The sequence below is a fragment of the Sporosarcina sp. Y1004 genome, assembly GCF_057669665.1.
In genome coordinates this window covers 2503-15757 of the sequence record NZ_JBYHFQ010000018.1, presented here as the reverse complement: position 1 = coordinate 15757, position 13255 = coordinate 2503, and the positions used below count along the sequence as shown (strand labels likewise).

At 35.5% G+C, this 13255-nt stretch carries 15 protein-coding genes; 11 read left to right on the top strand and 4 right to left on the bottom strand.

Going from position 1 to position 13255, the window contains the following annotated elements; translation table 11 throughout:
- Positions 1-96: 96 nt before the first annotated feature.
- From AC25Y6_RS12750 to AC25Y6_RS12735, 4 genes are all read left to right on the top strand, one after another.
- Entirely contained in the window at positions 97-621 is a 525-nt protein-coding gene (locus AC25Y6_RS12750) for a YfbU family protein (protein ID WP_488143289.1), read from the top strand.
- Complete coding sequence (locus AC25Y6_RS12745; RefSeq protein WP_488143288.1) at positions 621-1139, top strand: hypothetical protein; 519 nt, start codon at positions 621-623, stop codon at positions 1137-1139. The genes AC25Y6_RS12750 and AC25Y6_RS12745 overlap by 1 nt, the downstream gene beginning before the upstream one ends.
- A 301-nt stretch (positions 1140-1440) precedes the next feature.
- Positions 1441-1617, top strand: coding sequence for a hypothetical protein (locus tag AC25Y6_RS12740; protein WP_488143287.1), 177 nt, complete (start codon positions 1441-1443; stop codon positions 1615-1617).
- A gap of 453 nt (positions 1618-2070) precedes the next feature.
- Positions 2071-2607 carry a hypothetical protein gene (locus tag AC25Y6_RS12735; protein WP_488143286.1) on the top strand — a complete coding sequence of 179 codons (537 nt, stop codon included), beginning with the start codon at positions 2071-2073 and terminating at the stop codon, positions 2605-2607.
- A 229-nt stretch (positions 2608-2836) separates the two neighbouring features.
- Here the strand turns inward: AC25Y6_RS12735 and AC25Y6_RS12730 are convergent, their stop codons facing one another.
- A complete protein-coding gene (locus tag AC25Y6_RS12730) occupies positions 2837-3955 on the bottom strand; it encodes a hypothetical protein (protein ID WP_488143285.1) in 1119 nt (372 codons plus the stop codon).
- Between the two features lie 779 nt (positions 3956-4734).
- On the opposite strand from AC25Y6_RS12730, the gene AC25Y6_RS12725 reads away from it, so the two are divergent.
- Both AC25Y6_RS12725 and AC25Y6_RS12720 read left to right on the top strand, forming a co-directional pair.
- Positions 4735-6279 carry a DEAD/DEAH box helicase family protein gene (locus tag AC25Y6_RS12725; RefSeq protein ID WP_488143284.1) on the top strand — a complete coding sequence of 515 codons (1545 nt, stop codon included), beginning with the start codon at positions 4735-4737 and terminating at the stop codon, positions 6277-6279.
- Between the two features lie 196 nt (positions 6280-6475).
- Entirely contained in the window at positions 6476-6748 is a 273-nt protein-coding gene (locus tag AC25Y6_RS12720) for a hypothetical protein (protein ID WP_488143283.1), read from the top strand.
- 586 nt (positions 6749-7334) lie between these two features.
- On the opposite strand, the gene AC25Y6_RS12715 is transcribed toward AC25Y6_RS12720, so the two are convergent.
- Positions 7335-7535 (bottom strand): hypothetical protein, encoded by a 201-nt coding sequence (locus AC25Y6_RS12715; protein WP_482104955.1) that lies wholly within the window; start codon positions 7533-7535, stop codon positions 7335-7337.
- Between the two features lie 407 nt (positions 7536-7942).
- On the opposite strand from AC25Y6_RS12715, the gene AC25Y6_RS12710 reads away from it, so the two are divergent.
- Positions 7943-8494 carry a tyrosine-type recombinase/integrase gene (locus AC25Y6_RS12710; protein ID WP_488143282.1) on the top strand — a complete coding sequence of 184 codons (552 nt, stop codon included), beginning with the start codon at positions 7943-7945 and terminating at the stop codon, positions 8492-8494.
- 647 nt (positions 8495-9141) lie between these two features.
- On the top strand, positions 9142-9744 hold the full coding sequence (locus AC25Y6_RS12705) for a recombinase family protein (protein WP_488143281.1): 603 nt from the start codon (positions 9142-9144) through the stop codon (positions 9742-9744).
- 638 nt (positions 9745-10382) lie between these two features.
- Here the strand turns inward: AC25Y6_RS12705 and AC25Y6_RS12700 are convergent.
- Positions 10383-10574 carry a pPIWI-associating nuclease domain-containing protein gene (locus AC25Y6_RS12700; protein WP_488143280.1) on the bottom strand — a complete coding sequence of 64 codons (192 nt, stop codon included), beginning with the start codon at positions 10572-10574 and terminating at the stop codon, positions 10383-10385.
- A gap of 546 nt (positions 10575-11120) precedes the next feature.
- Here AC25Y6_RS12700 and AC25Y6_RS12695 point away from each other — a divergent pair.
- The 3 genes from AC25Y6_RS12695 to AC25Y6_RS12685 all read left to right on the top strand — a co-directional run bounded on the left by AC25Y6_RS12695 (position 11121) and on the right by AC25Y6_RS12685 (position 12818).
- Entirely contained in the window at positions 11121-11396 is a 276-nt protein-coding gene (locus AC25Y6_RS12695; RefSeq protein WP_488143279.1) for a hypothetical protein, read from the top strand.
- A gap of 91 nt (positions 11397-11487) precedes the next feature.
- Positions 11488-12261: an Ltp family lipoprotein gene (locus AC25Y6_RS12690; protein WP_488143278.1), complete on the top strand. Its 774-nt coding sequence runs from the start codon at positions 11488-11490 to the stop codon at positions 12259-12261.
- A gap of 368 nt (positions 12262-12629) precedes the next feature.
- Positions 12630-12818 carry a hypothetical protein gene (locus tag AC25Y6_RS12685; protein ID WP_488143277.1) on the top strand — a complete coding sequence of 63 codons (189 nt, stop codon included), beginning with the start codon at positions 12630-12632 and terminating at the stop codon, positions 12816-12818.
- Positions 12819-12955: 137 nt separating this feature from the next.
- Here the strand turns inward: AC25Y6_RS12685 and AC25Y6_RS12680 are convergent.
- Positions 12956-13255 (bottom strand): excalibur calcium-binding domain-containing protein (locus tag AC25Y6_RS12680; RefSeq protein WP_488143276.1); only part of this gene is annotated, 300 nt, incomplete at its 5' end.

The following is a 13255-nucleotide window of genomic DNA, read 5'->3' as shown; positions in this document are numbered from 1 at the left end:
CCCTCTTACCAGCCCCGATACATAGGGTCGATATTAATGATGTTTAGAGGATTTACACCTTATATGGCGAATGTTGTCATGAAGGAGTGGGTAAAAATGAAATTGACTATAGTTGAAAGACTTATGCTTTCAAATCAATTTAAAATCTTAGAAAGTTTATACCCTGATGAAAAAGAGTACTACGAAGTGGACAGAAAGGCTATAGAAGAAGGTTATGAAATACATTATGATGAGATATTTGAAAGATTCGTTAACAAAGATGAGCTACCCGAAGAAAAATCAAGAGAAGTACTTGATATTCTAAGTATGTACAGATCAATCACATTTTCCCATAAAAACTTAAGTACTCATGAAAAAGATGAAATTGACAGTAAATTTGATATTAAATTTAAAGGTTTTGACGCCAATGATTTTGAAGAGATAAAGTTGTTGATGTACACTCGCTACTTTATAATAGATAAAGATAGATTCCCTGAATTGGTAAATGACAAAGAATACCCCGATTTCAATAGTCATTGCCCGATGCTGGGAAGATACAGAAGTATGTTGGAATTATATAATAGTTTTGATGATCATAACCTTACTAAGCGTCAGCTCATCGAATTGCTTGGAGTTTATTAATGGGAAATGTAACATCCACTATAGAGTTTGTGGGCGCTGGATTTACTTTATTAGCTGCGTTAGTTTCGGTTTATTATGCAAATAGCTCTAAAAAGTCCGAAAATAACGCTAAGAAAATCGAAGATAATATTGAGAAAATGAAGAGTGAAATGATTGGGAATATTACCAGTAAAAACAGAATAGCTGCTATTGTTGAAATAAGGAGTAAAACCGAGGTATTTCAAAATGTTTTTTCTAAATATCAAAGGGTTGATGATTTAGTAGGGTACGATTTAAATGGAGATTTAGTAGAATTAGATAAATACATGGCTGAAATAAAAGACAAAAACTGGATTTTTGAGAATAGAGGAATTAATTTATCGGATAGACTTTATGAAGAATTGAGTGGAATTTATAATGAAATAGGGATGGAAGTAGATGCTACTCAAATGAGAAGCATATCATATTCATTAAAGGTGAAATTGGAGCATTTTAAGTCTGTGCTAAGCAAAATGTCGAACCAGAATATTATCAATTGAGACACCCGAATTGTGGGTGTTTTTTTCATACTTAAAATATCGGAGGTGGACGGTGATGTGATGTGCCTGGGAAGAGATTAAGAAAGAGTGGGAAACAATAAAAATAATCCTTGCTACATTAGCTGAAAAGTATGATGTGAAACTTGGTACATTTAAGAGTAGGAAAAGTCGTGAAGCTTGGGTAAGAGGCCCATAGAAGAAAGATACAACAACCATTTCCCAAAGGATGCAACCGAAAGAAGTCTTCAGAAGCGTTCAGTCAATCAAAAGTGATGCTATCACTAAGAAAAGGAGAGTCCGCATGACTACTCAACCAACATTTCTTTTTTTCTGTACAGTCGCTATGAGTCACTTTTTACGAGATAAAGGTATCTCATATATCTTCAAAGCCAACAGAAATGGGATGATATTTACCCTTTATACAAAGAATGAGAAGTTAGAAGCATTTGACGAATACCGTCAATTATATAAAGTGTGATGATAAATATAACTAAAGATCATATAAATCATGAATTAAAAAAATATATTGAATTGTTGTTAGAAAAAAGCGTTTAACGTAGCGATAACCTAGGGTGCAAGGCAGATGATTTAAACTATAGAATTCTAATAACATATCTATTTGCCTCTATATGATACAAAGCATAGCGTTTGTAATTTTATTTTTAAAAATATATATGAGTTTTTCCTTTATTATGATTCCTAAGTAAAGACGGGGCAAGTCTTTCTAAGGTTGCTAGGGCGATGAATCGAAGGGATTTGGAGATTACCAGTTAGAGGACTTATGCAACATTCATTTATTTCGTTCAATTAATGGCTTGTATTAGAAAATTCAGTTACGCTTACTACTTTACTAATCGGTAGAATAGACTATAAAAACTCTCAATGTTAATGGTATAGTATTCCATGAGGAAATATATATTAGGAGGCTACTATGGCAACGTTTGGAGAAACGCTTGTATCAAAATATTTAAGTCAGTTAGGACTTAAACCTAAAAAAATTCAAGAAGGTGATGAAAAAACACCCGATTTTGAAGTCGATAACATGCGCAATGAACTATTATTTTATCTGGAAGAAAAAACTATTAACCCAGATAATTTCTTGGATAATGTGGAGCCCGGGATAATTATTGATGGAAATGATCCATCAGAAAATGCTCTTGAAACTAAATTTAGACAAGCTGTTAAGCAATTCAAGAGTGTAAATGAAGATCATTCAAAACCAAATGTTTTAGCTTTTGTAAATCTAAATGACATGGTTAATATGCACGATCTTTACATCAGTTTAACGGGAACGGGGCTAACAGAGGATGGGAAAGTAATCCCTCTCCGTCAGGTGGGAAGAGTCAAAAATGATATTGAGCATATAGATTTATGTTTATGGTTTGGAAAGGATGGTCATCAAAACGTTCTTTGGTTGGGAGGCAATGAGGAACATAAGGAGTTATTAAAAAACTCCCTTGGACTGTAAAGTCTTGTAGCATATAATATTCAAAATAACAGGGTACAAAAAATCAAGCAAATCTAATTTATAAGTCTGCTTTTTTGTATTGCATAAACAATATACGATAGCCGAATAGAGAAACAGTCTTTCAAATACCTTCATAACTGGTAATGATATCAGTTATGAAGTGAAATATCTGAAACGATAATTGACGAAGTAGTTTTGAAATTTAAAAACTAAATCCACGCCAGTGTAATTAGCGAGCAGAATAAGTATAGAAAATTTCTGAATCTCTAACTACTGTTTTTAATAATTTTTTGTTTATTAAAGATTTCAGGGTCTTTTCAATAATAACTTCAGTAACTTTGTTATCATCTTTAAAGTATAGAAAAATATCGTATTTTGAAAGTCCTTTATTACTCGATATCAATGTTTCAATTCGCTTTTCAGGTTTGATTTTCGAAACGGATTTCAAGTCTTGGTACAAACTTTCTAACGATTCTTTATTACAATTAATACATATAGGTTTCCATCTGATGTAATTAGAAGGGGAATCACAAGTACACCATTCTTTCTCAATGATGATATAGTACATTTGTACCTCGAAGTCCATAAAGTTCCATGATTTACCTAATTTTCCACTTTCTATACTTTTAAATTTAAAATTGAATTTAGGATTATTTTCTTCTATATATGCCTTCTTCCGCATTGTATCTAAAAATAATTTATAATCTTTGGTAATTTGTAATTTATCAAGCGATGTCATCTCTCTAAAAAGACCATTACTATCAGGCCTATGTTCGAATAAATGTTTAATAATTTTATTATACTTTCTGTGTGCCTCCTCTTCTTTTAAGCCGTTTTTCACCTTGAAATCCACAATAAACATGATTTGAAAGAACTTAGGGTTTTTATGTAAAGTACCCTTTGTCTTCTTACTTTCTGCATATAAGGCGGATATATTCTTACCGAAATCATTTTGGATTTTATTACGAATCTGTTGCGATCTCTTAAGATACTCAGTAGAATAGTTCCAACCAAATTCCAAAAAGGCTAACTTTTCTAAATTGGAAGTCATTTTAAAAATTAGTAAATCAACTGAAGTTTTTGAAAAGGCCAATTTTGGCTCCCCAGGTTCTACTGAAAAGTCATTTATATTAGCATAGAATGCTAATTGATTTATTGGAATAGGATTATCAATTTTAAACTCTCTGGACACAAGTATGTGATCTCTTAAATACTTTATTTGCATATGATCAGCAAATAAATCTCTGAAAGTCCCTTCACTTCTACTTGTAAGTGCTAAGTATGCTATATTTTTCTCTTTAAATGTTTCAAGTAAATTATCTCTAATTAATTCAATAGTAATCTCCATATTTATCCCCCCATTAAATAAATTCTACAATATGTAACTCTTCGGAGTGCTTCTTGTTATATTTTCCAACTGACATCTCACATAAAACTCCGCGAAGATGCAACTTCCAAATTATGGTTTAACCTCTATACTACTATTATCGAGGCAAGATCAGAAATCGTCAACGAAGAAATTAAATAATTATTGACTATTGTATTTTTATGTGACTCAAACTGAAAATATTAGTTAAATCGTTTTCCTTTCGTGGTCATGCAGCGAGAGCGAAGGTTAAAGTATTAGAACGAGAAGGAATGTTAATCGAGGCAGCTCTTGATACAGTATTTCAGCAAATGAGGATTGCAGGGAACTGACAATGTGGATTAAGGAGAAGTTTTGGAATAGCATTCATGTCAAGATTGATAAAGTATCTATATTAGGTTCCTAATGCATAGTACAACGCTTAAATTTAAGGAATCCAGTCTTTTATTAGATTGGGTTCTTTTTTATTCTCTGACAAGATGCCTAAAGATATGTGATCATTATATCAATTTTGGGCAGCAACACTTAGTGATGAAAATAAAATAAAAAGAATTTTCAATACCTTATTGACGTTTCCGCTATCTGCCAAGATAATAACTAGTATAAAAGGAAATCCCTAAATTGGAAGTTCTTTCTTCTCGGAGTTTTATGTGAGATGTCAAGAGCAAGAAGCACTCCTTTATTGAAGCGATATAAAGAAGATTATTAACATATGTACATTGAAAATAAAATACTAGAGCTAAGGGAGAGGTATCATTACTATGAGGGTATCAGAGGTAGTCACGATTGAAGAAATTAACAAGTGGAAGCAAGGCGACATTATCACAATTGCAGCAGGTACGGGGGCAGGTAAATCGTATTTCATCAAAAATATTCTGTATGCAATTGCTAAACGTGATAACAAAAGGATTCTAATGCTGATTCATCGGCGTAATTGTACGGATCAGTTTTTAGATGAGATTAAAGAGGCAAATAAGACAGATGTGATTGACATTAGAACTTATCAATCCATTGAAGCGGTTAAAAAAAGTGGAAACACATATGAACTTGGACACTATGATTTTATTGTGTGTGATGAGTGGCATTTCTTCATGTCGGATGCGGAATTTAACCATTATACGGATTTATCTCTCAATGCTATCTTAGAACAAACTAATGCTATCCGAATTTTCATGAGTGCAACAGATGATCGAATGAAATATTATCTAAAGGACGAGAAGTATAAAGGATTAACTACCAATGATTATGAGCTGCCTAATGATTTCAATTTCATTAAGAAACTTCAATTCTTCTACAATGTTGCAACTCTTGAGGAATATGTGAAGCAAGCAATTGAACGAAATGAGAAAGCTATATTCTTCATACAATCTGCAACTGAGGCATATAAGCTTTATGAAAAGTATAAGGATTATTCAATATTCAATTGTGGCAATAGTAATAGGTATTATAAATATGTAGATGAACAGCAAATAAAAGATATTCTAAAAAATGAAGGCTTTGACAAAGTTGATAAAGAAGGAAATACAGATTCAACTGAAGGGAAATTAATTCTCTTCACGACAGCGGTTTTAGACGCAGGTGTCAATCTTGTTATGGATGATTCGAATCATGTTGTAGTAGATATGAAGGATACAGGAACAATAGTCCAATGTATCGGCAGGAAACGACTTAGGGACAAGGATGATTATATTAATCTCTATGTGAAAGCACTGGGTCGACAGCAGCTTGGAGGAATGGAAACACATGGGAAAAATAAAATAGAAATGGCAGAATACTTCCTTGAGCATGGGCAAAGGAAGCTGGTACACAGAAGTTACAGGAAGTTAAATGACAATCTTATCTATGACGAGGTTATTGAAAATGGAATAGAAAAGAGATTGAATATGTTGATGTTCTTTAAGATTCGTGCTGACATCAATGAGATTTATAGAGTGAAAAAGTTCAGTGGAGAACATCCATATTGTAGATATTTAACTGAAAGTATCTTCAAACTAGGTCACTTCTCAGTCTATGATGTAGAGGAAAAGAAGCGGAATTTAGAAATTTATCTTGATGGGATAGTAGGTGAAAAGTTATTCAAAGAGAATCAGAAAGAATTGATTGAGCAAATATCACTTAAAGATGCGCGTGGCCGAATTCAAAAAGGGATTAGCTTATTAAACGCATATTTCAAAGAAAACGATATGAATTTTACTATTGTTTCAGAGAGAAGTAACGCGAAAGAAGATGGCAAGAAGAAAAGGGTTTCGTACTGGGAAATTATTAGAGAAGTAGACTTGGGTAAAAGTACCAAAAATATGGAGTAAGCTTTATATAGAGCTTACTCCATAAAAGTGGTATTTTAATTTAAAATTAAAGAACAATGTTGCTATCCTGAGTGTACTCCTCGGGATGGCACGTAGTCTAACAAGCTTGCTTGTTGGACGGCGGCACTTATATCTATTGTTTATAGGACAACGTACGTTAGTATCGGTATTTTTAACGCTCAAATTCAACAACACAATGACTTTACTATGGGAATTGTCACTCAAGTCGCATCGAGGAAAGGCTGCACATATGAACAAGCTAGTTAATAAGCTTACAAAGCTACTGGAACCAGGTAAGGCGGAACTAATCGACTTTGACGACTTAATCCCTGGAGCGTACAGCAGAAAGAAAGTAGATGCAGTAGCGATCCAACTACAACAGTTACAAGATGCCCGTCTGCTAATATTTGAGCGTGCCAGCTACCAACTGGACACGTTCTATTTTATGTATGACTTAAAGCACAAATGAACGCTTGTTCTTGTTATGTTGCGAGTCATTAAGCTCCCGAGACAAATCAAACAAGAACCCGTAAAGACGTAAAAATACCGCCATAACGCCGCCTTTTTGTCTTAAAGTATAGCAAGTACCGTATTAGTCAACAATGATCAAATAGTGGGGAAATACCTCCTTTGCTCGTCATCATTCGAGAACTTTACGAGCTATATATTAGAATATGCTTTCCACTTATTTAATCTTAGTTATCGAGAGTCAATGGACTACCATCGAAATCAAGAAAAATAAAACAATTGATTATAGTCATGACTTCGGAAACACTTATTTTTAATGAAAACAGTAATATAAATTACCTTAACCGTAAGACAATCCTGCCAAATCGTGGTTGATTTTTAATCCGGTTACCCTACTGTTGTCGTTCGCCTGCTGTTGCGTGTGATGTACGGGGCTACTGAGTGGCTGATATGACACCTCTATTATATGATAGCCACTTATAGATAGGGGATACACCGTGTACCTATCACAGTGCCCTCCAACTTGCTTATGTGTTGGCATTTGATAGTTCCCTGTAAAGAATTGATCATAATGAGACCTATGTATATCATTTCATAAGCGAACCTCGTTCATATAGGTGAGTCAATGAGATCCCTTTTTTTGCAGCTACCCGTTTAATTAGATTTATTTCATGGTACATGGCATTAGATAATATTCCATTATCTATGTTTTTGTTAATATGGTAATAAAAACCCGCTAACATTTGAACTGGCATTCTATCGTATAAAGAAACCCCTTTATCATCCAACAATACCTACTCCTTTTAAGTAAGTATACATGCTATTCCGACTATTGTTAAGCGCTTTTGCAAATTATGTCGAATTATTAGTTTAATCGTTTTAAGGAGTGCTATTGCGGAGATTTAAAATATATTTTAGTTCAAGTGTCATAACATTTGTATCTACATTCGAGCATAGAATAATGCTACAAGGAGTGTTGTCGACACCTTTGTCATTTTCTTTTAGCGCGTACATCAAAGGGCAATTACCTTTTTCGGGGTAATTGTCTTTTTTATCATTCCAGCGAATGTAACATAATACCTAAAGAATACATCGGGAATCGCGTAGATATCGCATTTAGTAGTTGTGCTCTATTTCGACGTATGGTATAGTCATTCCGGCGACATAACCGTACATCGGAAAGGGAGCGGAATTCATGCAAAACGTACAGCCGATTAGAACGACCGAGGACATAGAGAAGTTTATCAAGGCAATAATTCTAGCGTCACCGTTGACAGCAGATCGCAACGTTCTTCTATTCAAACTCGGAATATCAACGGGGCTACGAATAGGCGATATCGTACAGATTCGTATAGAAGACGTTAAGGGGCGTAGTAGCGTTCTCGTCAAGGAAGGTACGACGAAGAAGCTGCGCGAGGTCTATCTTGACGACATCATGCCGGAGATAGCCGACTACCTAGACGGGCAACCATCGGAGGGCTACCTATTCGCATCGGCTAAAGGCGGTCATATAACGACTACACAGGGCTATAGGGCGCTCGCCAAGGCCGCTGATTTGCTTGACTGGGATTTCATCGGAACGCATTCTCTACGTAAAACATTCGGTTATTTCTACTATAAGAAGACGAAAGACATCGTAACATTATCGGAAATACTTAATCATTCATCGCAGCGAATGACGCGCCGTTATATCGGTATACGTGATGAAGAGATACGCGAGTCTGTCCGTGATCTAGGCATGTTCTGACCGCATACAGGGCGATCACAGCACGTCTGGGGACTTTACAGTTAGCGACGAGTTGTAATCTGATGCAAGTTGAGGAACAGTTCAGCGCACAAACCATTCTACGAGACAAAAACACTCCCGTGATTAATAAACAGAAACAACACCAGTTAGGACGTAATTTACCGCTATCACCTTCATTCAAAAGTAAGCAAACAGGGAAATAATCAATAATAATCAATTAAGGGGTATTTACTGCATCCTCTCGAATTATTATTAGACCATTATCGATAGAATACACCTGATCTGAAAACAATAATTGGGGAAGATTTATAGTGGGGATAGGAACAATGGATAATAATCTACTACTGCTATTACTATGGCATGTATCTCTCTTAGGGAATAACTCTTTCATAACCTATGTGTGTCTAGTTGGGGATAAATAGTGACCCTAAGCAATCACCAGAGATGGAACTGGCTGTATCGTAATGTACACATATTGAAACACTTTCGACCGTAAATTGAAAGCCATTACCTAAGCGTTTCTTATTCAAAATATAAGTGTATCATATAGTGTTTAAACAACTTTTGATGCGTATCATAATCAAGCATACTATTTGATGCACTTATCATATAATGAATATAACGAATAAGAGAAAGGGGCGGTTAATATGAACACAAAAACATTTGCGTATATTCGAATTTCAAGCAAGGATCAGAATGAGGGTAGGCAAGTTGAAAAGATGATTGAAAAAGGCATCGGCGAACGTGAAATGTTTATCGACCAGGCAAGCGGAAAAGACACCAACAGACCACAATATCAAGCGTTAAAAGGTATAGCACGTACAGGCGATACAATCATATTTGATTCGATCAGCCGTATGTCACGCTCTTATGAGGACATTAAAAACGAATATGCATACTTTGCCAATGAGGGTATCAGCCTAGAATTTATAAATGAACCGATGTTAAACACCAAAGACACAACGGACGTTATGCAGAGAGCTATATCAGATATCATCCTAACTTTATTATCAGCTTTTGCTGAGAAGGAAAGAGTAGACATTAAAATTAGACAAAAAGAGGGTATCGCACTATCAAAAAAAGAAGGCGTTCAGTTTGGCAGACCAACAATAGCTTTACCTGAGAATTGGAAAGATCAATACGACAACTGGAAAGAAGGAAATCAAACAGCCGTACAGTTTGGCAAGAATACAGGATTATCGAAGGCGACCTTATATCGAAAAATAAAAGAATATGAGCAAAGTATCTAACAGGTAGCCCATCCAGCTACTTTTTTTTGATTTATAATGATTCGGCCTAATAACCATTAAAACAATGATTTTATCTTGATAAGAATACCCTCTAAACTCCTATGTACAGGGTGTTAATGAAAGTTGGCATAAGGATTAGTGGGGGCTATTAACAAATAATGGCGAGTGTTGTTATCCATACAGATGAGAACCACCTAAAATCACACACTCTATTTTGAGATGACGAGTGCAATCTTTGTTTAATGTTTATTAATGTTTAAACAAACCCATATATAAACGAGTTCTTTCTGTTTATCTGGTTGGCACATTTAATAAATGAAAGTCACTGCTTGTGAAGATGGTGCGGATTTTCCTCGTCCTGTAGAAGATGTTGAAGCTGATTTAATCAATCGTATAAAGTTGGCTGAATACTAACAGGAAGTAAACTTGGAGGGACAGGCGCTCACGAAATCACGTTTGGCGAATGAATGTTCAGTAGATGTTCAACATCAATATGGCTCCGATGGAGACTGAGTAGCTTGCTTTGCGTCCCATATGCTTACCCTTTGTACATAAAAAAGAGCGCATACAGTTAGTGACTGTACACGCTCAATTACTGTTGAATTCCTTTCTAAGTCATTGCTGTGACTGTGTTTTTTTTATAGCTTCACATCATTCATGTTGATGCGGAATCCAGATGTAATTCGAGTAATTTTAATCCCGTTTATCCAAGACCCTTCAACCCAATAGTAGGTTGCGATAATATCAATCTCGTTTATTATGTTGTCAGTTAAAGCATTTGATACTGAATCAATACGATAACCCCCTGCGTCTGTTCTTAAGCTTATCATAGTTGATTTCACTGGATGCGCGGATTACGGAGGTAAAGGAAATTTACGAGTTAGGTAAGACGGGAATAAGGATGTTTCTACTGTATAAACATTTTCTATAAAACCACTGATTAATAGGCGATTTCAATTGAGTGTACAAATAAAGGTTTGTATCCTCATTTTGTGAGCGAAGCAGTAACAGAGGAATCTAAATCAGCAATCAAAAGGCTATGGGAAAGACGAGGTAGGTAAAATTGATTAATGGAATTTGTAGGTAATAAGAAGGGATATCTACCTCTTTTGTCGAATGGTAAAAAGGGGCGTGAATTTTGGATGAAGAAGACAAAGTCAACAAATATGGATGATATTGAAATACAATGACAAAAATAACACTTGCAAAAGAAACTGTCTGTTTAATGCTTAAAAAAGGCCCGAATTTGATTGACACTGCATTTATTAATCAGCGGAATGTGCGTTTAATTTAAACTAACTATAACAGTTCAAACAAAATCGAGCTGATGAAATTCGGCTCATACATAACACAAATAATAAATTGGAGCTGATAAAATGATGATCAACGAAGTAGAAATGAAACGTATAGGAAAGAGACTTGATAAATTAGATGAGGTTATTAAACGGTGCTTCGAACTAAGTGAGCCTATTCCGGATAGTATTAGAGCAGAGCATAAGGAGTTGGCTGTTAGATATGACGCTATGGTTTCTATAATAAATGAGAAGGCATCTAAAGAATTATCGGAAAGATATGATGCTGAAGAAGAAAGGTATTTTAAAGAAGAGGAAGAATTGATGGAAAGATTTAAAGCTGAAAGAGATAAGCAATAATTTGCAGTAATAATGTTGTAACAATAAACATGAAATATATAACCTGTATCTTGTCACGGAATAATAAAAATAAGAAATTGGGGGAATAAAAATGGTTAATTTATTTATGGTTATTGTAATTTTATCATTTATAGCTATGATTTACTTTGGGGTTCGGGCAATTGTATTCTTAATAGGAAAAAATAAGCCGCAAGGGAAGAAGATGCTGAAATCTCTTGCCGTAGCAACGGGTGTTATCATTGTCTCCTTTATTGGATTCGGGATCACATCTGATACAGAAGAGTCAGACGTAGCCTCCACTAAGATGGAAGCTGAAGAGGAAAAGAAACAAGAAGTCGTAAAAGTTGAAAACGAACCAGAAGAGTTAACAGAGGAAGAAAAAGAAGCTATTGAAGCTAAACGGGTAGAGGAAGAAGAAGCTATTGAAGCTAAGCGTCAAGAGGAAGAAGAAGCTATTGAAGCTAAACGGAAAGAGGAAGAAGAAGCCGAAAAATTAGCGGTAAAGAAAGCCGAAGAGGAGAAAGCAAAGACAGTTAAAGTAGAACCGAAGCCAGCGCCGAAAGTTGAAGCCCAGTTTTCTGTTTCACAAACGAACGCAATTCGTCAAGCTGAACAATATATTAACTACTCAGCTTTTTCGAAAAGCGGTCTTGTTACTCAATTGGAGTTTGAGGGGTATAGCACAGCAGAAGCAACTGTTGCTGTTGAAAACATTGATGTTGACTGGAAGGAGCAAGCTGTTTTACACGCTGAAAGCTATATGGACTATTCCGCATTCTCAAGAAGCGGTTTGATTGAACAATTAACTTTTGAAGGTCATAGCCGAGCAGATTCAGAAAATGCAGCTACTCAAGTTGGTCTGTAATTATATGCAAACTCGTCATAGCGAGTATAAATCGCATTAGGCTATGAGCGTTTCCTGCTATCATGGCAGGAAGGTTGTAACACGATATAAGGTTGATTTTAACGAGATAATAGCATTTCACGACATCCAACAAACCCATATAAACAGGGCTTTACAGCGTGTTAACATATTGGGCGGCGTGAAATTCGATTATCGGGCAACGCAATAACAGTAGAATGTAATACCACCCCCAATCACGCATCTAGTATCAAAATAACCCGAGGCTAAAAGTTAAATGCCATATTTTTTGCGTCAGCATTAACACTTCTCGTGCCGGATTGCACTCGGTTAATTTCAAAGTGAAATAGTACCCCTAATGGGAGTGGGGCGTGACACTGGATGCACGGATTACAGTGGTCAAAGAAGTTTATGAGTCTGGTATGATCGGAATTGAATTGACGTTTGGTTCAGGAGTTGAGAGGGATGAAAGTGGAATGTTTTTAAAGATATTTGAGGTGAAATATGAAGAAGGCATACATTGGTCTAGATCAAATTATAATATGAATAGTAAAACTTGAAGAATGGAATAATGATTTGGGGTATAAGGCCAAAAATGGAAATTATTTTATAAATGAAACTCAAAAAAAGTTGATATAAAAAACTCCAACATCATATGAGGATGTTGGAGTGTTTATTTACAAGCCATTATTTATCTTCATTGCTCACATGCCCAATCGTCCTTATCTCTGTCCATTTTCGATTCATAAGCAGGATGGTCTTTTGCTACACCGCTAGGATATTTTGTTCTTAAATCTGTACAATTTTGAAACGATTCACTCTGAGCCGCAGTAGCTTTGTCGGCAGCAGCTTTGTCAGCAGTAGCTTTGTCGGCAGCAGCTTTGTCAGCAGCAGCTTTGTCAGCAGCGGCTTTGTCAGCAGCAGCTTTGTCAGCAGCAGCTTTGTCAGCAGCGGCTTTGTCAGCAGCAGCTTTGTCAGCAGCAGCTTTGTCGGCAGC

Excerpts from the sequence above, each read along its gene's own strand:
- AC25Y6_RS12750 (WP_488143289.1), top strand. The coding sequence starts at position 97 with ATGAAATTGACTATAGTTGAAAGACTTATGCTTTCAAATCAATTTAAA.
- AC25Y6_RS12720 (WP_488143283.1), top strand. The coding sequence starts at position 6,476 with ATGACTTTACTATGGGAATTGTCACTCAAGTCGCATCGAGGAAAGGCT.
- AC25Y6_RS12735 (WP_488143286.1), top strand. The coding sequence starts at position 2,071 with ATGGCAACGTTTGGAGAAACGCTTGTATCAAAATATTTAAGTCAGTTA.
- AC25Y6_RS12705 (WP_488143281.1), top strand. The coding sequence starts at position 9,142 with ATGAACACAAAAACATTTGCGTATATTCGAATTTCAAGCAAGGATCAG.
- AC25Y6_RS12710 (WP_488143282.1), top strand. The coding sequence starts at position 7,943 with ATGCAAAACGTACAGCCGATTAGAACGACCGAGGACATAGAGAAGTTT.
- AC25Y6_RS12725 (WP_488143284.1), top strand. The coding sequence starts at position 4,735 with ATGAGGGTATCAGAGGTAGTCACGATTGAAGAAATTAACAAGTGGAAG.
- AC25Y6_RS12740 (WP_488143287.1), top strand. The coding sequence starts at position 1,441 with ATGACTACTCAACCAACATTTCTTTTTTTCTGTACAGTCGCTATGAGT.
- AC25Y6_RS12695 (WP_488143279.1), top strand. The coding sequence starts at position 11,121 with ATGATGATCAACGAAGTAGAAATGAAACGTATAGGAAAGAGACTTGAT.
- AC25Y6_RS12690 (WP_488143278.1), top strand. The coding sequence starts at position 11,488 with ATGGTTAATTTATTTATGGTTATTGTAATTTTATCATTTATAGCTATG.
- AC25Y6_RS12700 (WP_488143280.1), bottom strand. The coding sequence starts at position 10,574 with ATGATAAGCTTAAGAACAGACGCAGGGGGTTATCGTATTGATTCAGTA.
- AC25Y6_RS12730 (WP_488143285.1), bottom strand. The coding sequence starts at position 3,955 with ATGGAGATTACTATTGAATTAATTAGAGATAATTTACTTGAAACATTT.
- AC25Y6_RS12745 (WP_488143288.1), top strand. The coding sequence starts at position 621 with ATGGGAAATGTAACATCCACTATAGAGTTTGTGGGCGCTGGATTTACT.